Source organism: Actinomadura rugatobispora (assembly GCF_055379765.1).
On the sequence record NZ_AP029191.1, the window covers coordinates 10,572,989 to 10,595,706 of the forward strand.

Here is a 22,718-nt window from a genome sequence, read left to right on the forward strand (position 1 = left end):
GGAGGAGCCGATGTCGTCGCCTCTGGTGTCGGACGCAGGCGCTGCCGCCGACGCGCCGCAGGGCGCGGTGCCGGAGACGGCGCGGGGCGGCAACCTCGGAGTGCTGCTGCGGCTGCTGCATCGGCACGGCCCGCTGTCGCGCAGCGAACTCGCCGACCGGATGGCGGTCAACCGCAGCACGATCCTGGGTCTGACGGCGCGCCTCGCGGCGGCGGGCCTGGTGCGGGAGGAGCCCGCCACCGCGACGGGGCGGGCGGGCCGGCCCTCGCGGCTGGTGTGCCCCGAGCGGGACCGGGCGTACGTGCTGGCGTTCGACGTGGCGGTGGACCGGCTGGTGGCCGCCAGGGTGGGGCTCGGCGGCGCGGTGCTGGAGCGCAGGGAGACGGTCCGGCGGCGCCGGTATCCCGATCTCGACGAGGTGGTCGGCGTCCTGGCGGGATTCGGCGGCGCGCTCGTGGACGCGGCGCCGCGCGCCGCCGGGTGCGTGGGCGTCGGCGCGTCGTTCTGCGGTCTGGTCAGGGCGGCGGACGGGATGGTGCGCCTGGCGCCGAACATGGGATGGGCCGACCTCGACTTCGGCCCCGCGCTCGGCCGGCGGCTGGGCCTGGGGCTGCCCGTGGCCGTCGGCAACGAGGCCCATCTCGGGGCGCTGGCCGAGTACGAGCGGGGCGCGGGCGCCGGCAGCCGCAACCTCGTCTACCTGCACGGGGACGTGGGCGTGGGCGGCGGCGTCATCGTCGGCGGCAGGCTGCTGGACGGCGACGACGGCTACGGCGCCGAACTCGGGCACATGATCGTCAATCCGCATGGCGGCCGCCCCTGCAACTGCGGTTCGCGCGGCTGCCTGGAGGCGGAGGTGGGCGAGGCCGCGCTGCTGGAGGCGGCCGGGCGCGCCGGCGGGCCGGTCGGCCGGGACGGCGTGCGGGCGGTCGTGGACGCGGCCGCCGCCGGTGACGCGACCGCCCGCCAGGCCCTGGACCGGGCCGGCGACTGGCTCGGGATCGGCGCGGTCAACCTGATCAACCTCTTCAATCCCGGCGCCATGGTCTTCGGCGGCGTGCTCAGCGAGATCTACCGGGGCGCGGCGGCGCGGATCCACGCCCGGGTGGACGCGGGCAGCCTGCCCGTCTCCCGGGAACGCGTCGAGCTCCGCACCGCCGCCCTGGGCGAGGACTCGTGCCTGAGCGGTGCCGCGGAGCTGGCCTTCGCCCCGCTGCTGTGCGATCCCTTGGGCGTCCTGGAACGCCGCCCCCGTCAGCTGGGGGAGGGGTCGGCGTAGACGCCGCGCAGCATGCCCGTCGCCTGGCCGATCTCGATGAGGTACCCGTCCGGGTCGCGCAGGTAGCAGCGGATCTCGGCCTTGCGGTCCAGCGGCTCGGTCACGAAGGTCGCCCCCTGGGCCCGCGCGGCTTCGTAGAACGCCATGATGTCGGCCACGCGGACGTTGATGAAGGACGACACCGGGTCCCCCGGCTCGGGCGGCCTGAGAACGATGTCCGGCTTGTCGGGCGTCGGGCCGCCGCCGGGGTTGAGGATGATCCAGCTGTTGGCGACCCGCACGATCGCGGGGTTCTCGGCCAGCACCACCTCCCCGCCGAGGATCCCCGCGTAGAAGTCGCGGGACACCGCGACGTCCCGCACGGTCAGGAAGTGCGTGATCACCAGCCCCCGCTCGGGGGCGGGGAGGTCAGCGCGGTTCACCATCGGTCTCTCCTTCGGCGGTCGTGGACGCTCACCGGGCACCTCCCCGGCGGAGGTCGTCGAGAGACCTCGCCCGCGTAACGAATGCCCCCGGATTCTCCGCGGGACCGCGCCGCGTGTGTCACGGGCGCATCGAAAAACGCATACACCCGCGATACGGTCTTCCGTCTTCAATGCAGGCATGGACCACAGCGCATCATCGTCAGCCCCGGCCCGTCGCACGCGCAGGATCGTGCTCGTCGGTCTGGCGATCCTCGGTGCGGCGATCGCGGCATTCGGCCCCGTCGGCGCGGTACTGAGGATCTTGTCCATGCCGATGCGCACGCCGGGGTGGCACGGCTGGGTCGGCACGATCAACGGCGTCGTACTCATCACGGTGGCCGCACTGCCGGTGGCCGCGCTGGCGGCGTGGGCTCTGGCACGCCGCCGGAGCGCCGCCGACGTCACGCCGGCGTGGCGGACGTCGCTGGCCGAGGTGGGCATCGTCTACGGGACGGTGCCGTGGGTGTGGATGATCATGCTGCCGGGCGACGAGGGCGGCGCCGCCGTGAGCCTGGTACCGCTGCGGGACCTGCTCACGATGAACACGGGCCAGGTCGTCGGCAACCTGCCGGTGTTTGCGGCGCTGGGGTTCTTCGCCCCGCTGCGGTTCGCGGCGCTGGCGTCGGTACCGCGGATCCTGGCGCTCGCGGCGGGCTGCTCGGTCCTGGTCGAGACCGCGCAGTACGTCCTGCGGCTGGACCGGGTGTCCTCCGTGGACGACGTACTGCTCAACACCGCCGGCGCCGGGCTGGCCGCCCTGGCATCGCTCCGCTGGTGGCTGGTCGACCGGTCGTCGACCGATTCCACCGCGGTTCCTTGATGGCCGGGGATCGGGTGTATCGCGGGCGTATCGAAAATCGCCTACGCCGCCGCAACAGTCCTCCGTCTTCACTGGAGGCATGGACCACAGCGCGTCAATGGTCGGTCCGCCGATCGGGAAAGGACTGTGACGTCGTGGGAGGCGTCGGCCGCGAATCTCCTTACCCGTTCAGGTCCAGTTCCAGGACGGGGGAGCGGGCCCTGGACGAGCACGTGGTGAACATGCCTTCGGCGCGCTCGTCGTCGGTGAGCACGTCGTCGCGGTGATCGGGGTCGCCCGCCAGCACCCGGACGACGCACGTCCCGCAGATGCCCTGCCGGCAGGAGTAGGGCGCGTCGACACCGTTCTCCAGCAGCACGTCGAGCACACTGCTGCCGTCCGGGACGAGGTACTCGGCGCCGGTGGAGGCCAGGCGCACGGTGAAGCCGCCCGTCCCTGCCCCGGGTGGCTGGGCCGCCGCGGCGAACCGTTCCTTGTGCAGCGCCTGCGGCGGCCAGCCCAGCGCTTCGGCCTTGCCCAGCACATAGTCCATGAACCCGTCCGGGCCGCAGACATAGACGGCCGTGTCCGGTTGCGGGTCGCCCAGGTCGCGGGCGATGTCGAGCAGCTGGCCCGGGTCCCCTTCGTCGAAGTGCAGGGCGACCCGCGGATTGCCTGCCAGCTCTTCGACGAAGGCGGCCCGGTCGCGGCTGCGGGCACAGTAGTGCAGCGCGTAGTCGCCGCCCTCGTGCTCGAGCCGCCGCACCATCGCCAGCAGGGGCGTGATCCCGATCCCGCCGGCGAACAGGAGATGCCGCCGTGCCGTGACGAGGGGGAAGCGGTTGCGCGGCGCCGAGATCCGCAGCCGGTCGCCCACCCTGAGTCCGTGGATCGTCTGTGATCCGCCGCGCGAGGAGGGTCCGTCCAGCACGGCCAGGCGGTAACGGCCCCCCTCGGGCGGCCCGCACAGCGAGTACTGGCGGACCAGGCCCGGGGCGATCAGCACATCGATGTGCGCCCCGGCGGTGTAGGCCGGGAAACCGTCCCCGGCGGCCGGAGCGAGGTCGATCACGACGATGTCCGGGGTGGCGGGGGAGTGGGAGACGACCACCGCCTCCGTCCACGTCACGGCCACGTCCCGTCAGCGTCCGGCCGCGGGCACGGCCGCCGCGGACGTGCTGAACAGGCCGGCCTCGGTGTGACGTGGCGGCACATCGACCAGGCTCACACCCTGCGGATCGCGACCGGCCTCCACATCGGCGACCATCGCCTTCAGCAACCGGCGGAGCATCACCACGCCGCGGTCGCTGGTCGCCAGGGTCTCCTCGGAGTGCAGCGTGATCGCACCCTGCGACCGCTGCGCCTCACCGTCGCCGGGGAAGCGCTGTTGCTCCTCCTCGGTCAGTTCCCATGGGTCCTTGCCGTTCTGCTTGACGCCGTAGAAGAACCGGTCCAGGCGCTCGGGATCGCTGGAACGGATGGAGAAGAACGACCGGTGGCTGGTGTCGTCGCTCGGAATGACCCAGAGCAGCATGTCGGCCTTCGCGTCAGGGGCCAGCTTCACGAAGTCCGGCAGCACGAGGACGTTCGGCAGATGGAGTTCCGCGCCCCAGACGCGCTCGGTCCGGACCCCGTTCTCCGCCTTGTCCAGGAAGCGGATACCGTACTTCGCCCCGAATTCGGTCCGGTCGTAACCGACCCTGTCGGCCACGGTGTCGGGGTCGTAGAAGTCCTCGGGGAAACCGGTGGTCCCCGTTCCCAGGAACTGGTATCCGCTGTGCTGGGAGTGCAGCCAGTTGATGTGCACCGGGTCGATCGCGTTCTCGTAGATCTGCAGCCAGTTGAAATCCTGCACAAGGCCGGTCACGTTCATTCCGGGGACCGGCCACTCGGCGTAGTACTTCTCGCCCTCCTCCTGGGGTTCCAGGCAGTCGTAGCGGGGGAGGACGGGCTTGCGGTCGGGCGGTCCCATGTAGACGAACACGAGACCGTACCGCTCCTCGACCGGATACCACGGCTGGCGGACGGCGTCGCGGCGGCGGCCGCGATCGGGTTCGCCCGCCTGCGCCAGGCAGTGCCCTTGGACGTCGAACTTCCAGCCGTGGTAACAGCACCGGATGCCGTCCTCCTCGACACGGCCGAAATAGAGGCTGGCGCCCCGGTGGGCGCAGCGTTCGAACACCACGCCGGGACGGCCCCGGCCATCGCGGAACACCACCAGGTCCTCGCCGAGGACGCGCGTGCGGTGCGGCACGTCGGGGGTGAGCGCCGCCGAGGTGGCGATCGGCTGCCAGTACCGCCGCAGAGCCTCGCCCATGGGGGTGCCCGGGCCGGCCTCGGTCAGCCGCGCGTCGTATGAGGGAGTCTTGCGGCCGTAGCCGGTACCGGTGTCGACAATGGATCGTTCAGTCATGTCGATCTCCTCAGCTGTGGTCCCGGACCTCCGGGCAGGCCGAAGCGTCCCGGCCACCGTTGTCGGGACGACGGGGAAATCGGCAGCGCGAGGTCGTGAGGTCGCGGGCGGCTTTGCGGTCGTCAGCGCGTTCGGCGGGCCGCGGCGACATGGTCGCCGCGGCGCATCCCGCTGACTGCCGAATTCAGGGAGCGTGCGTTGGTGAAACGAGACGTGGCGGTGCGGGGGGACGGAACGAAAGTGAATACGGCGCGCATTGCGCAGGTCGGTGGCGTATCCACTTTGCAATCAGGCGGCGCCGGTCGCAAGGGTTCGCGGCGGGACCTGTGGGAGGGCCGCAGGGACACCGGCGGCCCGCCCGTCCTAGCTTGACGGGACAGGGTTTTCACCGGCCGGCGCGTACGGCCGCTAGGAGGGCACATGGGCGAGTCGCGGCGGGTGGCGTTGATCAGCGGGGCGGGCCGGGGAATCGGCGCGGCGACCGCACGGGAAATGGCGCGGCGGGGATATCACGTGGTCGTGAACTACCGGGAGAACGCGTCCGCCGCGCAGGGTGTGGTCGATGAGATCGAGGCCGCCGGGGGGACGGCGGAGGCGCGGCGGGCCGACGTCTGCGACGCCGGCCAGGTCGGTGAGCTGGTCCGGCGGGTGACCGCCGACCATGGCCGCATCGATGTGCTCATCTGCAACGCCAACACCGTGAACCCGCCGTTCGAGCCGCTGCTCTCGGTCTCCTGGGAGGCGTTCATCGGGAAGGTCGGCGGGGAGCTGGCCGGGGCGTTCCACCTCACCCAGCACGTGCTGCCCGCGATGCAGCGGCAGCGCGCGGGCCGGATCGTGTACATCTCCAGCACCGCCGCCGACCTGGTCGGCAGCGTCGCCGCGCACTCCACCGCGAAGGCGGCGCTGAACACCTTCAGCCGCCATGTGGCCGCACAGGCCGCGCAGGACGGGATCGTGGTCAACACGGTCGCGTTCGGGACGGTGCGGACCGACGCGACCGCGGGGGTGCTGGGCGACGGTCTGCGGAAGTTCACCGAGGAGCGTTCGGTGCTCGGCCGGGTCATGGACCCCGAGGACGCCGCCAGGAGCGTGGCGTCGGTGGCCGATGACGGCTTCGGCGCGGCGGTCGGCCAGGTGATCCGGGTGGACGGCGGCTACGACGTCCTCGACCAGCAGCTGCACGCGGTCATGGAGTTCTTCCGGTGATCCGTGCCCGCCCGTTCGTGACCCGCGTCCCGCCGGCGGCGCGCACGCCGCGATGACCACCTGCGTTCGCCGCGCCGGGACGGGAACGGCGTCCCCGTCCTGACGTCGGCGCGATCGCGCACGTCAGGACCGCGACGGCGGACCGGTCGGTCCCGGACGCCGTTCCGAGGCTTGACAGCCCCGGCCGGGTGCCCAATACTTCCCGCTAAGACCGATCGGTCCGGGTAGGTCGATGTGCCGGCGCGGTTCGCCGTGGCGGCGGGTCGGCACGCCTCGCTCCCGCTTGTCTTATTCCCTACTCATCCGATCAATTATGTCGTTATTTCGACATGGAGGCGGGGCAATGCCGGATACGGAAACGCGGGCCCGCGCCCGCGGCCGCCTCGCTCCGCGTCAGGCGAGCGGGCAGGCCCGCTACATCGTCCGCCGCGTCTACTACGCGGTGTTCGTGGTCTGGGCCGCGTACACGATCACCTGGCTGCTGCTCTTCCTCATACCGAGCAACTCGGCCGAGGTCATGCTCCGCAACATCAGCGGCGGCAATTCCGCCGCGGACCGCGCGGCGGTCGCCGCGCTCGAGCACCGCTACGGCCTCGACCGCCCCCCGCTGGAGCAGTACCTGACGCTCCTGTGGCGCGCGGTCAGAGGCGACTTCGGCACCTCGACCGCCACCGGGCGGCCCGTCATCGAGGTGATCGGGCAGGCGCTGCCGAGCACCATCCAGCTCGGCCTGGCCGGCCTGGTCCTGGGAACGTTCCTCGGCCTCGGCATCGCGCTGGCCGCCAACGCGGTCCGGACCCCGTTCCTGCGCAACCTGCTGTTCTCGCTGCCGCCGCTGTTCTCGTCCCTGCCGGCCTTCTTCGTCGGCCTCCTGCTGGTCCAGGCCTTCGCCTTCGGCCTGAAGATCGTGCCCGCGGCCGGGACCGGCAGCACGGCGCATCTCGTCCTCCCGGCGATCACCATCGCGATCCCCGCCAGCGCGGGGATCGCCCAGGTCACCGCCAAGAGCCTGTACGTCAACCTCCGCTCGCCCTATGCCGACCACCTGCGCGCCAAGGGAGTCCCGCACCGGCGGATCCTGCTCACGCACGCCTTCCGCAACGCCGTCATCCCCGCGACCACCCTGCTCGGGATGTCGATCGGGGGCGTCCTCGCCGGCACGGTCGTGGTCGAGACGGTGTTCTCGCGCCAGGGGCTCGGCCGCCTGATGCAGAGTTCCGTGACCCTTCAGGACATCCCCGTGGTGCAGGGCGTCGTCGTCTTCTCCGCCGTGCTCTACGCGGTGGCCAACCTCCTGGTCGATCTGGTCTATCCCAAGATCGATCCTCGGATCTCGATCGGTTGAACCCATGTCCGAAAGAACACTCGCCGAGGCGCCGACCGGGCAGCAGACCGCGGACGTGAAACCCGGCCGCACGGTCGCCCGCGAAGGCTCCGCCTCGTGGCTGCGACGCGCGCGGGCGCGAGGTCTGCTGTCGCAGCTGCTCCAGCCCAGCCTGGTGCTGGCGGTACTCGTCCTCGTCACGGTCTGCCTGTGGGCCCTCTTCCCCGCGCTCTTCTCGCCCCACGACCCGTACGCCAGGGACATGACCGCCAAGCTCGCGCAGCCCTCGCTCGACCATCCCTTCGGCACCGACAGCCTCGGACGCGACCTCCTGTCACGGTTCGTCCACGGGAGCAGGACGACGCTCGTCGCGGCGCTGCTCGCGCTCGCCATCGGCTTCGCCGTCAGCGCGGTGATCGGCCTGCTCGCCGGCTACCTGGGCGGCGTCATCGACGAGATCGTCGGCCGGCTGATCGACATCTTCCTCGCCGTGCCCGGACTGCTGATCTCGCTGATGCTGGTCACCGGCATCGGCTTCGGCACCGTCAACATCGCGGTCGCCGTCGGCGTCGGGTCGATCGCGACCTTCACCCGGGTCCTGCGCGCCGAGGTGCTGCGCGTGCGGGAGTCCGACTTCGTCACGTCCGCGGTGCACTCCGGCGTGCGCTGGCCCACCGTCCTGCGCCGGCACGTCCTGCCGCACGCCGCCGGGCCCATGATCGCGCTCGCCGCGCTCGAGTTCGGCACGGCGCTGCTGTCGATCTCGGCCCTGAGCTTCCTGGGCTTCGGCGCGCCGCCGCCGACGCCGGAATGGGGCTCCCTCGTCTCGGACGGCCGGACCTACCTCGCCTACGCCTGGTGGCTCACCACCCTGCCGGGCCTGGCGATCGTGCTGGTGGTGGTCTCGGCGAACCGGGTGAGCAAGTTCGTGGAGAGGGTCCGCTGACATGGCCGCGGAGAGCACCGCCGACATCGTCCTCGACGTCGAGGACCTGGACGTCTCCTACGTGCGGCCGCGGGATCTGGTCGCGGCCGTGAAGGGGGTGTCGTTCCGGGTGCGCCGCGGTGAGCGGCTCGCCGTGATCGGCGAGTCCGGCGCCGGGAAGTCGACGATCGCGGGCACCCTCCTGGGCCTGCTTCCCGGGAACGCGGTGACCGGCTCGGGCACCGCCCGCTTCGGCGACCGGGACCTGCTGGCGATCCGCAGCGAGCGGGTGTGGAACCGGATCCGGGGCGGGTCGATCGCGTTCATCCCCCAGGACCCGAACATCGCGCTCGACCCCGTCAAGCGGGTCGGGCACCAGGTCGACGAGACCGTCCGGCTCCACCGGCACCGGCGGGACCGGCGCGAGCTGCGGACGCTGTCGATCGAACTGCTCGGCCAGGCGGGCCTGCCGGACGCGGAACGCGTCTACGACGCCTACCCCCACCAGCTCAGCGGCGGTCAGCGGCAGCGGGTCCTCATCGCGATCGCCCTCGGCGGCGAACCGGAGCTGATCATCGCCGACGAACCGACCTCGGGCCTGGACGTCACGGTGCAGAAGCTCATCCTCGACGTGCTCGACGACCTCGTCCGCGCCCGGGGCCTGTCGGTCATCCTCATCACCCACGACCTCGCGGTGGCCGCCCAGCGCACCGACTCGGTCGTGGTCCTCCAGGACGGCCGCGTCGTCGACCGGGGCCGGACCGCCGAGGTCATCGCGTCCTCCGACCACCCGTACACGAGACAGCTGTTCGAGGCCGCCCCGTCGCGCTCCGCCCGCCGGCTGACCGCGACCTCCGACCGTGCGGTACGCGACCGGCCGGGTGCGGAACCCCTCGTCACGGTGGAGGGGCTGGACAAGAGCTACGTGACCCGCGGCGCGAGGTCGGGGAAGACCGTCACGCGAGCTGTCCGCGACGTCGGCTTCGCGATCGCCGAGGGGACCACCTACGGCCTGGTCGGCGAATCCGGCTCGGGCAAGTCGACGGTCGCGCGGATCGTCGCCGGGATCGACCGGCCTGACCGCGGCACGATCGCCTACCGCGGCCGCGACGTCTCGCACGCCGGGCGCGCCGAGCGCCGCCGGTTGAACCGGGCCGTCCAGTACGTCTTCCAGAACCCGTACTCCTCGCTCGATCCGAGGCTCGACGTCGCCGAGATCGTCACCGAGCCGCTGCACGGCTTCAAGGTGGGCGCCAAGGGCGAGCGCCTCGACCGCGCGGCCGAGGCGCTGACCGCGGTCGGGCTGGACACGACCTACCTGCGGCGCAGGCCGGGCGAGCTGTCGGGCGGCCAGCGCCAGCGCGTGGCGATCGCGCGCGCGGTCGCGCTGCGACCCGAGCTGATCGTGCTGGACGAACCGACCTCGGCACTCGACGTGTCCGTGCAGGCGCAGGTCCTGCAGCTGCTCGTGGACCTCCAGTCCGAGTTCGGCCTGACCTATCTGTTCATCTCGCACGATCTCGGTGTCATCCGGCTGGTCTCGGACCGGGTGGGCGTGCTGCACAACGGCGTCCTCGTCGAGGAGGCACCGGTCGAACAGATCTTCACGACCCCCCGCCAGGACTACACCCGGCGTTTGGTCGACGCGATTCCCGGATCCACGCCCCACCGGGTCACGTGAACCTTCGCCATTCGAGAAAGAGGACGCGGAACATGCCTGTGCTGACACGGCGCACATCACTCTTGCTGGGCGGCGGCCTCGTGGCCGCCCTCGCCCTTCAGGGCTGCGGGGGAGCGGACACCGACGCGGGCGCGTCCTCGGGGCAGCGGCAGGACGGCGGCACCCTGGTCGTCTACGCGGCCCCGAATCCGGCCTTCGACCCGCGCCAGTCCTACGGCTGGCTCAACCGGGCACTGAGCGACTCGCTCATCGACAGGGACCCCGGCACCGGGAAGTTCGTCCCCTGGCTGGCCCAGACATGGGAGCACAACGAGAAGCAGACGGAGTTCACCTTCCGGCTGCGCAACGGCGCCTCCTTCTCGGACGGCACGCGGGTGAACGCCGCGTCGGTCAAGGCCAACTTCGACGGGGTGATGCAGGACCTGGCCGCGGGCGGAGGCTGGTACGTCCGCGGCCAGTTCGAGCACTACGTCGAGACCAAGGCCGTCGACGAGAACACCGTCGTCGTGAAGTTCTCCAAGCCGAACCCGTCGTTCCTGACCACGGCGGCCACCAGCCAGCTGGCCATGCTGTCGCCCGGCTCGTTCAAGATCCCGCTGGAGAAGCGCAGGACCGAGTTCGTGGCCAGCGGCCCGTTCGTGGTGGAGAAGTACGTCCCCGACGAGCGGCTGCTCCTCAAGCGCCGGGACGACTACACGTGGGGCTCGGCGCTCTCGAAGCACCAGGGCAAGGCCAGCATCGAGAAGATCGACGTCCGGCTCGTCGCCGAGGCGGGCGTGCGCGAGGGCGCGCTGACGAGCGGTGAGGCGCAGGTCGCCGAAGCGCCGACGGTGGACGGCTCGACGCTCCTGGAGAAGCAGGGCAACAGGCTCTACTGGCGTGCCACCGTCGGGATCCCCTACTCCCTCCAGCCGAACTTCAAGAAGCCGCTGGCCCGGGACCTCAACGTGCGGCGCGCGGTGCTCAAGGCCATCAACCGCGACGAGATCTCGAAGAACGTCACGGGGAAGACCGCGCCGCCGGCGACCAGCGTGATCACCCGGACGCTGAACGGGTACAAGGACTTCAGCGCGCTGCTGAAGTACGACCCGGCCGGGGCGCGGAAGATCCTCGACGACGCGGGCTGGAAGCCCGGTGCCGACGGCATCCGCGTGAAGAACGGGCAGCGGCTGTCCCTGGTGATCACCGGATCCGCGGAGCAGAAGCCGATCCAGGATTCGATGGTGCTGATCAAGGAGCAGCTCAAGGCGGTCGGCATCGAGATCACGATCAAGCCCGAGACCGGGATCGGCCCCACCTGGTGGCAGACCGGCGCCGACCTCTGGTTCTCCGGCAACAAGAGCTCCGAGGCGGACGTCCTCCGCAAGATGTACCAGAACGACGGGACCAAGGCGCAGCCGTGGCTGTTCTCCGACAGCGCCGAGGTGAGCTCGCACGGCAAGCGGCTCCAGGAGGTCCTGCAGGGCCAGGCGGTCGAGGTGGACGCGACCAAGCGCGATCAACTCCTCGCGGAGGCCCAGGAGATCCTGATCGAGGACGCGATCGTCATCCCCCTGGTCGAGCACGAGTCCGGTTTCGTGGCGGCGGCACCACGCGTGCACGGCCTGCGCCTGGACAGCCTCTCCAACCTCGTCGTCTACGACGCCTGGCTCGGCAAGTAGGACTCGCCGGCCGGCGAACCGGCGTCACTGGAACCGGCGTCACCAGACCCACTGCGGGAGAACCATGAGCAAGGGACACGACCGACACCTTCACCTGGGGCTGTGGCTCACCTTCCTGGACGCGGCCGAATGGCGCGACCCCGCCAGCAGGGCCGAGGAGCTGAACTCGCTCCAGCCCTACGTCGAGGTGGCCGAGATCGGCGAGCGGGCCAAGCTGGACGCGCTCATCCGCGGCGACGGGCTCGGACTCCCGCTGCCCGACCCGGAGCAGGCGTTCGCGGGCTCGCTCGAGATCCTGACGCTGCTGGCCGCGCTGGCGGCGCGGACCGAGAGGATCGGGCTGATCGGGACGGCCTCGACCACGTTCACCGAGCCCTACAACCTCGCCCGGACCCTGGCGACGCTCGACCATCTCAGCAACGGGCGGGTCGGCTGGAACATCGTCACCTCCATCGCGGGCGAGGAGCAGTTCGGCTACGACGAGATCCCCGGCCACGAGGAGCGGTACGAGCGCGCCGACGAGTTCATCGAGGTCGTGTCGAAGCTGTGGGCGAGCTGGGAGCCGGACGCGGTGCTCGTCGACCGCGAGAACGGGGTCTTCTTCGACCCGGACAAGATCAACACCATCGATCACCACGGCAAGCACTTCCGCGTCGCCGGTCCGCTCAACATCGCCCGGCCCCCGCAGGGCCGGCCGGTGTTCGTCCAGGCCGGCGACTCGGAGAAGGGGAGGGACTTCGCCGCCAGGCACGCCGAGATCGTCTTCACCGCGCAGAACGACATCGGCAAGGCGCAGGCCTTCTACCGCGACGTGAAGAGGCGTGTCGAGCGGCAGGGGCGGGACGCGGCGCGCGTCAGCATCCTTCCGGGGCTCGTCGTCACCATCGGCGGCAGCGAAGCGGAGGCGCAGGAGCTGCACGACCGGTTCCTCGCCCGGATCGACTACGAGCGAACCCGCCGGAATCTGGAGTCACTGCTCGGCGGGGTCGATCTGTCCGACATCGACCTGGACGAGCGGGTCCCCGAGGAGCGGCTGCCGGAGGCGGGCGCGCTGACCCGCCAGCCGGGACGCGCGCAGATCTTCATCGACCTCGCCAAGGAGAAGGGCGCCACCCTGCGGCGGCTGCTCCAGGCCCTGGGCACGGCCCACGGCCACGGCCGGGTCTTCGGCACCCCGGAGCAGGTCGCCGATCACATCCAGCGCTGGGCCGGAGCCCGGGCGGCCGACGGATTCGCCGTCTCGCCCGCGCAGGGGCTGGCGGGCGCGCGGCTGTTCGCGGACGAGGTCGTGCCGATCCTCCAGGACCGCGGCCTGTTCCGGCGGGAGTACACCGGCGGCACGCTCCGGGACCACCTCGGCCTGCCGCCGGTGCCATGAGCGGAATGAGAGGACGGAAATGACCGAGGATGGCAGGCGACTGTTCCTCGCCTACAACGTGCGCAGCTACGGCGTGTCGCCGCGCGCCTGGCTGTCGCAGGGATCGACCGGCCTGGAGATCTTCACCGCCGACTACTGGGCGCGCATCACCAAGCTCGCCGAGAGGGGGCTGTTCGACGCGGTGTTCGCGGGGGACTCCGCGCAGTTCCTCGGATTCAACCGGGTCGACATCGACGGCGTGGACCGGTTCGTCGCCTGGGCCTCGGTCGTTCCGCACACCGAGCGGATCGGCGTCATCGTCACGGCCTCGACCACGTACAACGACCCCTACCGGCTCGCCGAGCGGCTGCTGTCCCTCGACGTCCTGTCGGGAGGGCGGGTGTCGTGGAACCTCGTCACGACCTTCGCCGAGGACGCGGCGGCCAACTTCGGGCTGGCCGGGCACCCCGAGCGGGGGCTGCGCTACCGGCGCGCCGAGGACTTCGCCGAGGTCGTCGTCGGTCTGTGGGACTCGGCCGGCGACGGCCCCGAGGTGGCGCACGCGAGCGAGAACTTCACGGTCTCCGGACGCCTGCCGCTGCCCCGCTCCCCGCAGGGACGGCCGCCCATCATCCGCGCGAGCTCGTCGGACGAGGGCCGGCGGCTGGCCGGCCGCCTCGCGAGCGCCGTCTTCGACTCGGCGCTCACGATCGCCGAGGCCCGAACGCGGTACCAGAAGGTGAAGTCCGACGCGCTGGCCGCCGGCCGCCGCCCCTCCGACCTCGCCTACCTGCCCGGCCTGCGGATCGTGCTCGGGAGCACGAACGCGGAGGCGAAGGCCCGTGTCGACGAGTTGTTCACCGAGGACGCGATCACCCGGTCGGAGCACGAGAACTGGCTCGGCGGGCTGATCGGCGCGACGGTGCCCGACCTCGACCCGGACAAGCCCATTCCCCCGTCGGTGCTGGAATCCGCCTTCGCCGCCGCGGCGGCGGACCGGGACCATCTGCGGACGTCGACGCTGCAGGTCCTGGCCGCCGAACCGGGGATTCCGCTGTCCGAGCACCTGCTGCGCACCCGCTATCTGAGCGGCGGTCACGGCATGTACGTCGGGGCGCCGGAGCCACTGGCGGAGCGGATGGAGGACTGGTTCCGCTCCCACGCCGCCGACGGATTCGTGATCGCACCCGATCTCGTCACCGAGACCCTGCCGATCCTGGTCGAGGAGTTGGTCCCGCTGCTCCAGCAACGCGGCATCTACAAGCGCGAGTACGCGTCGTCGACGCTGGCGGGCCACTTCCAGGCCGCCGGCGGCCAGGTGAGCGAGGTGCCGGCATGAGCACCCGGTGGCGGTCCATCGCGCTGTCGGACGGGCTCGCCCGGCACCTGCTCCTCGACGCCGACCTCGCGGAACGCCTCGACCAGGCCGGTCTCGACGCCGTGGTCGTGGGCCTGGAACGGCTCGACCCGCTCTCCCCGGAGGACCGGCACCTGGACCCGAGCTCGCTGGCCGCGATCCTGGCGCCGCGGATCCCGGGCACCCGGGTGCTGATCGCCGCGGCCAACCATCGTGAGCACCCCTGGAACCTCGCCCGGGCCGTCGCCAGCCTCCAGGACTTCGTGCCGTCCGGCAGCGGCCTCGTGCTGGGAGTCCGGGACCGCACCGTGCCCGACGGGCGGCCCGGGGCGGAGGCCTGGGACGTCAGGGACCTGTCCAGGCCGGTCGAGATCGGCCTGGAGGCGACCCTGGACACCGGCGTGGTGGCGCGCAAGCTCTGGGACGACTACCCGCTCGACGCGGTCATCGCCGACCGGGCCTCGAACACCTACCTCGACCTGGAACGCCTCCGCGCCAGCGACCACCGCGGCGTCTACGACGTGGCGGGCCCGCTGCCGGTGCCGACCCGCGGCCGCCCGCTGCTGTCCCTGTTCGCCCCGGACGGCGTCCCGGCCGCCGTTCCACCCGCCTTCGACTCCGTCACCGTGCCCCTCGACACGGCGATCGAGACCCCCGGCGGTGCGGACGCGTTCGGCGGACGCCCCCTGATCGCGCACGTCCGCGACCCGGACGAGCTCGGCCGCGCCGACGAGCTCGCCCGGCACGGCGAGCAGGTGCAGGGGATCCAGGTCCTCGTCACCGACGACCACGCGCTCCGGACGGTGCTCAAGTCCCTCGGCCCGGCCGGGTGAGCCCGTGAGCATGCCGGCCGGCCGTCGGCGGGACCCGCCACGAAGGAGTCAGATCCGGTAGAGCTCGGCGGCGTTGCCGCCCATGACCTTGCGCTGGGTCTCGGGGCGGAGGGTGGCGATCTTCTCGCTCACCTTCTCGATCGGGTCGGGGTGCAGGCAGGTCGGGTGCGGGAAGTCGGTCTCGAACATCACGTTGTCCTCGCCGACCGCGTCGATCAGGTGCTGCAGGTTGCCCCGGCCGGTCTCGAACCAGAACGTGGCGTACCAGTTGTCGCGGAAGTACTCCGAAGGGAGTTTCTGCAGCTTGTCGAACCAGGCCGGCGCGTTCTCCTCGAGCTCGTAGTCCATCGCCTCGAGCATGAAGGGCACCCAGCCGATGCCGCTCTCGACGGAGACCATCTTGAGGTCCGGGTGGCGGTCGAAGATCCCCGCGTAGGCGCTGTTGAGCAGCAGCCGCGAGTTGTTCTGGAACAGGGAGGCGCCGCCGATGGCCGGTTTCACGTAGTCGTCCTGGCTGGGCCAGTACGTGGTGCCGAAGTAGGTGAGGGACGTCTGGCTGGCGCCGATGTGGAAGTGCACCGGCAGGTTCAGGCCGGCGCACACCTCCCAGAACGGATCCCACGCCTTGTCGCCCAGGTCGGGGGAGCCGGAGTCCTGCGGGTCGGCCGTCAGGTTGACCCCCCGGAAGCCCAGCCCGGCGCAGCGCTGGGCTTCGCGCACGCACGCCTGGATGTCCCACGCGGGCATGATCGGCATGGGCAGCAGCCGGTTGCCCGACTCCTCCTGCACCTCCGCCATGGCGTCGTTGTAGAGCTCCAGGCACATCCGGACCGCCGACTTGTCGTCGAGGGTGTTGTACAGGTTCTGGCCGCCGATGCCGATGTTGTTCGGGTAGAGGACCTGGGCGTCGATGCCGAGGTCGTCCATCAGCCGGACCCGCTCCCCGGTGTCCCACGCCGCCGGATGGACGTCGTCGATGCCCCAGGACCCGCCTTGGGAACTCCGGAAGGGGTGCTTGTTGCCCTGGGGGTCGATGGTGCCGCCGGAGCCCGCCTTGCCGAAGGTCTTGCCCTCGATCACCCACATGTCGACGCCGTCGATCCGCTCGACACGGGGGACCTTGTCCTCGTAGCCCTTCGGCGCCCGCTCGGTGAACAGGTCGTGCCGCTCGGTCAGATGCGAGTCCGCGTCGATCACACGGATGTCTTCGGCCAGCTTCGCCATCGTTGCCTCCCAGGGTGGCGCCCATCCACGCGCTCTCACCTCACCCTAACGATCCGTGATTAACAAGTAAATGTTCACTCTGATCGACGATGCGAGCGTTCGCGAGTGCGCGAACCGCGTCAGAGCGCGATGAGGCCTGCGTTCGTCGACGTGAAGCCCCAGGCGTCGAAGCCGGCGAGCTCGCCGTCGCCCCAGGCGCAGACAAGCCGGGGGCTCCAGCCAGTCGATGTCCAGGACCCGATGGTCGCAGCCCTATGCCGTGAGCGTAGGCCGCCCGGAGCGACCGCCGTGCCGTCACAGGTCAGGCCGGTTTGCTGGCCTTGATGAGGAACCGGGCCGAATGGCGACGAACGATCCGTTCTTCTGGATCTGCTCGTGCAGTTCGCGGTAATGGTCGACGGTGAAGTCCGGGACGGTCCAGATCACTTTGCGCAGGAAGTAGACGACGAACTCCATCCGCAGCCGCTCCCCGCGCAGGTCGACGATCCGCAGTCCGGCGGCCAGGACTCGGTGGCGACCGTGGTCGGCGGCAGCTTCGGCGCCTCCGCCAGCACCTCCCCACCGCCGGTCTGCACGTCCCTCTGCGCGGCGAGCCGTCCCCGCAGGCACCGTGGACGGCCGGCACCGGCCCGTGCATGGCGATCGCCACCTTGTTGATCAGGAAAATGTGTGGGCGGCGAATGTGGTGCGGAACACGTTCTCTCCCAAGAATGACGGCACCCCTGTCCGAGGAGGACAAATGCGAATACGGATGAGAAAGGTGCTCCCAGCGATGGCGGCGGCGGTCGGGCTGGCGGCGGCCTCGCTGTCCGTCGCGCAGGCCGCGGTGCCCTCGCCCACCCCCGGCACGCTCACCAAGTACGACATCAGCGGGACCTACGTCAGCGGGCTGTCGTCCGGCGGGTTCATGGCGAACCAGCTGCACGTCGCCTACTCGGGCGTCTTCAAAGGCGCAGGGATCTTCTCCGCGGGTCCGTACGACTGCGCGCAGAACAACCTCAACACCGCCCTGTACGCGTGCATGGACACTTTCATGGCACGCAAGACCCCCGCCCAACTGGTCCAGCTCACCCGGCAGCGGGCGGCCGCGGGCCAGGTCGACCCGGTGCAGAACCTCTCCGGTGACCCCGTGTGGATGTTCCACGGCAGTGCCGACACGACCGTCGACCGGGCGGTCAACGACGACCTGGCGGCCTACTACCGGCAGGTCGGCTCGAACGTCGTGTTCAACAGCGGTTCCGGGGCCGGGCACGCCTGGGTCAGCCCGATCGGCCCCAACGCCTGCGCCTCCACCTCATCCCCGTACATCAACAAGTGCGGCACGACGGACCCGGTGAAGGAGATGCTCGGCCACCTGCTCGGCACGGTGAGTCCCGCCGCCTCGCAGCTGACGGGCAGGCTCGTCCAGTTCGATCAGAGCGGCTACGCCCCTGGCGGCAGCGCCACCGCGATCAGCATGGGCAACGAGGGCTTCGCCTACGTGCCGAAGTCGTGTGAGACGACCTCGTGCAGGCTGATGGTGACGCTGCACGGGTGCTACCAGTACTACGGGCTGGTCGGGAACGCGCTCATGGACAAGGCGTACCTGAACGAGTACGCCGACACCAACAACATGATCGTGCTGTATCCCCAGGCCACCACGAGCGCCGCCGGCACCAATCCGCGCGGGTGCTGGGACTGGTGGGGCTACGGGTCCTCCGCATACGCGATGAAGAGCGGCCCGCAGATGACCGCCGTGGTCAACATGGTCAAGGCACTCGGCGGAGGCGACGGCACCACCCCCTCGCCAACCCCGACCCCGACCCCGACGCCGACCCCCGAACCCGTCTGTGTGACCGCCTCCAACTACACGCACACCACCACCGGACGCGCCCGCCACTCGGGTGGCTACACCTACGCCAACGGTTCCAACGAGAATCTCGGCCTGTGGAACACCTACACCCAGAGCACGATCAAGGAGATCAGTCCAGGTCACTGGGCCAGGTGCTGACCCCGGGCCCCTGGTGCCTTGCCCGCACCGCCGGCGGGCAAGGCATCTCAACCCATCTGGCCGGTCGTCGGATCAGGAGTCCGGTTCGGTGGAGCGGGGGCGCAGGCCGGTGGCGGCGACGGCGAGGCCGGCGGTGGCGAGCACCGAGGTGGCCAGCAGCGCCGACCGCGGTCCGCCCGGCGGGTTCAGGAGGGCGGCGACCAGGGGCAGCATGGCGATGCTGCCGACCTGGACACCCGTCTGGTAGACGGGGATCGCCGCGCGGCGCAGCTCGGGGGTGGCGCTCTGGGTCGCCTGCATGTTGAGCGCGGCGAACGAGACGACGAAAGCCGCCCCGACCAGGACCAGCGAGGGCAGCAGGTCCCAGGCGTAGGAGTCCGCGGCGCGGGCGTCCCCGCCCGATCGCACCAGGGCGAGCAGTTGCGCCGCGAAGGCGAGCAGCGCCCCGGCGGCGATCAGGCGGGACGTGCCGAACCGCTGGATCAGGCGCCCGGCGAACGGGACGGAGACCGCCAGCGGCAGGCACGCGGGCAGCAGGGCGAACGCGATCTGCCATGCCGGCCACCCGAGGCCGTCGCTCATGGTGAACGTCGCCAGCAGCAGCATGCCGATGTAGACACCGTTCAGGCTGCCCGCGCCCGCCATCGCGCGCACCAGCGGCCCGTTGCCGGTCAGCGCCCGGCCGAACCTCGGGGCCGACCGGCCCGGGACGTCCGGTATGACGCGATGCCCCACCACCAGCAGCGCCAGAGCGATCGGGACGGGGAAGAGGAACGTCCACCGCCAGCTGTCGGCGACGAGCGCCCCGGACAGGAGCAGCCCCAGGCTGAAGCCGTACGCCCCGAACATCGAGTACACCGACACCGCCCTGCGCTGCCGCGGTCCGGCGGGGAACGTCTCGCCGATCAGCGCCAGTCCCGCCGGCGCGGTCAGCGCCGCGCAGGCGCCCTTGACCACGCGGGAGCCCACGAGGATCCACATGTTCGCGCTCAGCCCCCCGACGAGGGAGGCGGCGGCGAACACGAGCATCGCGACGAGGTAGACCCTGCGCAGCCCCCAGCCGGCGGTCAGCCGCGGCCCGAGCAGCAGGAACGCGGCGAATCCGAGCGCGAAGCCGCTCATCAGCCACTGCACCGACCACAGGCCCAGCCCGAGATCGGCGCCGATGGCCGGCAGCGCCACCAGGACCACCGAGACCTCGACGGCGTCCAGCAGCATGTTCCCCGAGAGGACGAACAGCAGTGGCCATCCGCCGCCCCCGGTGCGGTGCCGGCCCGCCGTCGTGGACGGGCTACTCACCGGCCGACACCTTCTCCAGCAGTTCCGGCAGCCTCCCCGTGATCAGTTCGATGTTGCGCGTGACCAGGTCGTCCGGCATGCCCGCGACGCTCGCCCAGAAGATGAGGTGCTTGACCGGCAGCCCGCGGGTCTTCTCGTGGATGCGCACCGCCGCGTCCTCCGGGGTGAGGATCTCCAGCATGGCCCACGAGCCGTCGTCGGGCTGGTCCGGGAAGTCCTCCGCGCGCAGCGGCGGGGGCTGCGGGTGGTCGGTCCCCGCCGCCCAGGTCTGCCGGTAGGTGTTCTTCTGGTGGGCGAGGTGGGGGGCGACCCGCGGCCAGACGGACTCGGGGTCGTCGGCCAGGATCACCGGCAGCAGGTCCGACACCCGCGCCGCGGCCGGGTCGTGCCCGCCTTCGATCAGCCCGGCGCGGTAGTGCTCGAACATGTCGGGGGAGATGTGCAGGAGGCCGAGGCCGAGGCGGCCCGCGATGCCGGCGCCCCGCGGCCCGTAGAACCCGCCCCACACGGGCACCGGATCCTGCAGTGGAAGAGGCGTGACGCCCTTCTCCCGCCACAGCCGCAGGACCTCGGCGATGTTCCGCTCGACGTTGCGGAAGCGGCGTCCGTGGTCCGCGCCGAACAGCCCGTACTCCAGCACCCCGTAGCCCGCGCCGAACCCGAGTTCGAGCCTGCCGCCGCTGATGAGGTCCACGACGGCGGCCTCCTCGGCGATCTGCGCCGGATGGCGCAGGTTCGGCAGCATCACCGCGGTGCCGATGCGGGCGTCGCGGGTGCGGGCGGCCGCGGCGGCGGCCATGGTCAGCGGCTGCGGCAGGTAGCCGTCCTCGAACAGGTGGTGCTCGGTGAACCAGAGACCGCCCGCTCCGAGCCGGTCGGCCTCCTCGCACAGTTCCAGGGAGCGCGCGTAGTGATCGGTCCAGGGGCGCTTCCAGGGCTCGGGGTTGCGCAGGTCGAACAGCAGCCCGACTTCCATGATCGCTCTCCGTTCGTCAGGGGGGTCGAGGCGCGCCGTCAGGCGGCCAGCGCCTGCCAGCTCCGCGGTCCCCGGTAGGCGGAGATCCGCTCCAGACGCCGCCAGGGAGCCGGGGCGGCCGGCGGCCACGGGTAGCGGTCCGCCTCCTGCCGCGCCGCGTTCAGCCGCCGCATCAGCACCACGGTGACCGCGGCGAGCTCCAGGGGGTCCAGGGTGCCCTTCTCGACGCGCAGCAACGGCGCGTCCGTGTGCTCGGTCATCGCTCGAATCGCTCCTGTCGCTCTCGTCGTCCCGCCGGTCTCATTGGGGCGGGTTGCCGTGCTTGCGGTGCGGGAGGCCGGCGTCCTTGTGCCTGAGCATCGCGAACGCGCGGACGAGCACGGCACGGGTGTCGGCCGGGTCGATGACGTCGTCGACGAGCCCGTGCTCGGCGGCGAAGTAGGGGTGCACCAGCCGGCCGCGGTACTCCTCGATCTTCTGCGCCCGGGTCGCGGCCGGGTCCTCCGCCGAACCGATCTCCCGGCGGAAGATCACGTCCGCGGCGGCCTCGGCGCCCATCACCGCGATCTCGTTGCCGGGCCACACCAGCGACAGGTCGGCGCCGATCGAGCGCGAGTCCATCACGATGTAGGCCCCGCCGTACGCCTTGCGCAGCACCACCGAGACGCGGGGCACGGTGGCGTTGCAGTAGGCGTAGAGCAGTTTGGCGCCGTGCCTGATGATGCCGTCGTGCTCCTGGCTCACGCCGGGCAGGAACCCGGGCACGTCGACCAGCGTCAGCAGCGGGATGTTGAAGGCGTCGCAGAACTGGACGAACCGCGCCCCCTTCTCGCTGGCGGTGATGTCCAGCACCCCCGCCAGCGACGAGGGCTGGCTCGCCACCACGCCGACCACGTGGCCGCCGAGCCGGGCCAGGGCGCAGACCAGGTTGCGCCCCCAGTCGGCGTGCACCTCCAGCAGGTCCCCGTCGTCGACGATCTCCGAGATGACGTCGCGCACGTCGTAGGACCGGTTGCCGTCGGACGGCACCAGGTCGCCGATCCGGTCCAGCGGGCGGTCCGGCGGGTCCCCGCCGGAGGTGACCGGCGGCATCTCGCGGTTGTTGGACGGCAGCATGGACAGCAGGTAGCGCACCTCCGCCAGGCAGGACTCCTCGTCGTCGTAGACGAAGTGCGCCACCCCCGAGACCCCGCCGTGCACGTCGGCCCCGCCGAGTCCCTCGTGCGTCACCTCCTCCCCGGTCACCGCCGCGACCACGTCCGGGCCGGTGATGAACATCTGCGAGGTGCCGCGGACCGCGAAGACGAAGTCGGTGAGCGCGGGCGAGTAGGCCGCGCCGCCCGCGCACGGGCCGAGCATCACGCTGATCTGCGGGATGACCCCGGACGCCCGCGTGTTGCGCTGGAAGATGCCGCCGTACCCGGCGAGCGCGGACACGCCCTCCTGGATGCGCGCGCCCGCGCCGTCGTTCAGCGAGACCAGCGGGGCGCCCGCCGCCAGGGCCAGGTCCATGACCTTCTGGATCTTCTGGGCGTGCGCCTCGCCGAGCGCGCCGCCGAAGACGCGGAAGTCGTGGGCGTAGACGAACACGGTCCGGCCGTCCACCTCACCCCAGCCGGTGACCACGCCGTCGCTGTGCGGGCGCTTCGCCTCCAGGCCGAACCCGGTCGCCCGGTGCCGGCGCAGCGGTTCGACCTCGGTGAAGGTCCCCGGGTCGAGCAGCAGGTCGATGCGTTCGTGGGCGGTCAGCTTGCCCTTGGCGTGCTGGCGTTCGGTCGCCTTGGGATCGGGCCCCTGCCGGACCCGCCGTTTCACCTCCCGCAGCTCCTCGACCCGGTCGGCGAAGGTCTCCGGTCCGCGTTCCGTGGCCGGTCCCGGCGCGGTCATCGTTTCCTGTGCTGTGGTCATGGGACCCCGTTACTCCCGC

The 22,718-nt window shown here is 71.3% G+C and carries 20 protein-coding genes; 11 read left to right on the forward strand and 9 right to left on the reverse strand.

All coding sequences use genetic code 11. The features are described from left to right. Positions 1-10: 10 nt before the first annotated feature. The gene (locus ACZ466_RS47180) at positions 11-1,279 is read left to right on the forward strand and encodes an ROK family protein (RefSeq protein WP_378284997.1); all 1,269 of its coding nucleotides are present in this window, start codon (positions 11-13) and stop codon (positions 1,277-1,279) included. Here the strand turns inward: ACZ466_RS47180 and ACZ466_RS47185 are convergent. Next, the gene (locus ACZ466_RS47185; RefSeq protein WP_378284998.1) at positions 1,255-1,704 is read right to left on the reverse strand and encodes a VOC family protein; all 450 of its coding nucleotides are present in this window, start codon (positions 1,702-1,704) and stop codon (positions 1,255-1,257) included. The genes ACZ466_RS47180 and ACZ466_RS47185 overlap by 25 nt on opposite strands. 307 nt (positions 1,705-2,011) lie before the next feature. Between ACZ466_RS47185 and ACZ466_RS47190 the strand changes: the two genes are divergently transcribed. Then, positions 2,012-2,563, forward strand: coding sequence for a VanZ family protein (locus tag ACZ466_RS47190; protein ID WP_378284999.1), 552 nt, complete (start codon positions 2,012-2,014; stop codon positions 2,561-2,563). Positions 2,564-2,723: 160 nt separating this feature from the next. Here the strand turns inward: ACZ466_RS47190 and ACZ466_RS47195 are convergent, their stop codons facing one another. Both ACZ466_RS47195 and ACZ466_RS47200 read right to left on the reverse strand, forming a co-directional pair. Further along, positions 2,724-3,671, reverse strand: a complete 948-nt coding sequence (locus tag ACZ466_RS47195; RefSeq protein ID WP_378285000.1) for a PDR/VanB family oxidoreductase — start codon at positions 3,669-3,671, stop codon at positions 2,724-2,726. Positions 3,672-3,683: 12 nt separating this feature from the next. Next, the gene (locus ACZ466_RS47200) at positions 3,684-4,955 is read right to left on the reverse strand and encodes a Rieske 2Fe-2S domain-containing protein (protein WP_378285001.1); all 1,272 of its coding nucleotides are present in this window, start codon (positions 4,953-4,955) and stop codon (positions 3,684-3,686) included. Positions 4,956-5,375: 420 nt separating this feature from the next. On the opposite strand from ACZ466_RS47200, the gene ACZ466_RS47205 reads away from it, so the two are divergent. The 8 genes from ACZ466_RS47205 (at position 5,376) to ACZ466_RS47240 (ending at position 15,302) form a co-directional block, all read left to right on the forward strand. Continuing rightward, complete coding sequence (locus ACZ466_RS47205) at positions 5,376-6,164, forward strand: SDR family oxidoreductase (RefSeq protein ID WP_378285002.1); 789 nt, start codon at positions 5,376-5,378, stop codon at positions 6,162-6,164. Between the two features lie 343 nt (positions 6,165-6,507). Further along, positions 6,508-7,509, forward strand: a complete 1,002-nt coding sequence (locus tag ACZ466_RS47210) for an ABC transporter permease (RefSeq protein ID WP_378285003.1) — start codon at positions 6,508-6,510, stop codon at positions 7,507-7,509. 4 nt (positions 7,510-7,513) lie between these two features. Further along, positions 7,514-8,434 carry an ABC transporter permease gene (locus ACZ466_RS47215; RefSeq protein WP_378285005.1) on the forward strand — a complete coding sequence of 307 codons (921 nt, stop codon included), beginning with the start codon at positions 7,514-7,516 and terminating at the stop codon, positions 8,432-8,434. A gap of 1 nt (position 8,435) precedes the next feature. Beyond that, a complete protein-coding gene (locus ACZ466_RS47220) occupies positions 8,436-10,094 on the forward strand; it encodes a dipeptide ABC transporter ATP-binding protein (RefSeq protein WP_378285006.1) in 1,659 nt (552 codons plus the stop codon). 32 nt (positions 10,095-10,126) lie between these two features. Continuing rightward, positions 10,127-11,755, forward strand: a complete 1,629-nt coding sequence (locus ACZ466_RS47225; RefSeq protein WP_378285007.1) for an ABC transporter substrate-binding protein — start codon at positions 10,127-10,129, stop codon at positions 11,753-11,755. Positions 11,756-11,819: 64 nt separating this feature from the next. Beyond that, the gene (locus ACZ466_RS47230) at positions 11,820-13,133 is read left to right on the forward strand and encodes an NtaA/DmoA family FMN-dependent monooxygenase (protein WP_378285008.1); all 1,314 of its coding nucleotides are present in this window, start codon (positions 11,820-11,822) and stop codon (positions 13,131-13,133) included. A gap of 19 nt (positions 13,134-13,152) precedes the next feature. Continuing rightward, the gene (locus ACZ466_RS47235) at positions 13,153-14,451 is read left to right on the forward strand and encodes an NtaA/DmoA family FMN-dependent monooxygenase (protein WP_378285009.1); all 1,299 of its coding nucleotides are present in this window, start codon (positions 13,153-13,155) and stop codon (positions 14,449-14,451) included. Beyond that, entirely contained in the window at positions 14,448-15,302 is an 855-nt protein-coding gene (locus tag ACZ466_RS47240; protein WP_378285010.1) for a hypothetical protein, read from the forward strand. Before ACZ466_RS47235 ends, ACZ466_RS47240 begins: the two co-directional genes overlap by 4 nt. Before the next feature lie 48 nt (positions 15,303-15,350). Here ACZ466_RS47240 and ACZ466_RS47245 read toward each other — a convergent pair whose 3' ends face one another. Together ACZ466_RS47245 and ACZ466_RS47250 are read right to left on the reverse strand one after the other, a co-directional pair. Further along, entirely contained in the window at positions 15,351-16,526 is a 1,176-nt protein-coding gene (locus ACZ466_RS47245) for an amidohydrolase family protein (protein WP_378285011.1), read from the reverse strand. Between the two features lie 294 nt (positions 16,527-16,820). Further along, positions 16,821-16,982: a hypothetical protein gene (locus ACZ466_RS47250; RefSeq protein ID WP_378285012.1), complete on the reverse strand. Its 162-nt coding sequence runs from the start codon at positions 16,980-16,982 to the stop codon at positions 16,821-16,823. Positions 16,983-17,298: 316 nt separating this feature from the next. Between ACZ466_RS47250 and ACZ466_RS47255 the strand changes: the two genes are divergently transcribed. Further along, entirely contained in the window at positions 17,299-18,516 is a 1,218-nt protein-coding gene (locus ACZ466_RS47255; protein ID WP_378285013.1) for an extracellular catalytic domain type 2 short-chain-length polyhydroxyalkanoate depolymerase, read from the forward strand. 72 nt (positions 18,517-18,588) lie between these two features. Here the strand turns inward: ACZ466_RS47255 and ACZ466_RS47260 are convergent, their stop codons facing one another. Genes ACZ466_RS47260 through ACZ466_RS47275 form a run of 4 tightly spaced genes read right to left on the reverse strand, consistent with a single transcriptional unit; the run spans position 18,589 to position 22,678 of the window. Beyond that, positions 18,589-19,815: an MFS transporter gene (locus tag ACZ466_RS47260; RefSeq protein ID WP_378285014.1), complete on the reverse strand. Its 1,227-nt coding sequence runs from the start codon at positions 19,813-19,815 to the stop codon at positions 18,589-18,591. Continuing rightward, positions 19,808-20,791 carry an LLM class flavin-dependent oxidoreductase gene (locus ACZ466_RS47265; RefSeq protein WP_378285015.1) on the reverse strand — a complete coding sequence of 328 codons (984 nt, stop codon included), beginning with the start codon at positions 20,789-20,791 and terminating at the stop codon, positions 19,808-19,810. Before ACZ466_RS47265 ends, ACZ466_RS47260 begins: the two co-directional genes overlap by 8 nt. Positions 20,792-20,829: 38 nt before the next feature. Continuing rightward, complete coding sequence (locus ACZ466_RS47270) at positions 20,830-21,051, reverse strand: acyl-CoA carboxylase subunit epsilon (RefSeq protein ID WP_378285016.1); 222 nt, start codon at positions 21,049-21,051, stop codon at positions 20,830-20,832. 40 nt (positions 21,052-21,091) lie between these two features. Next, complete coding sequence (locus ACZ466_RS47275; RefSeq protein WP_464044054.1) at positions 21,092-22,678, reverse strand: acyl-CoA carboxylase subunit beta; 1,587 nt, start codon at positions 22,676-22,678, stop codon at positions 21,092-21,094. Positions 22,679-22,718 lie beyond the last annotated feature (40 nt).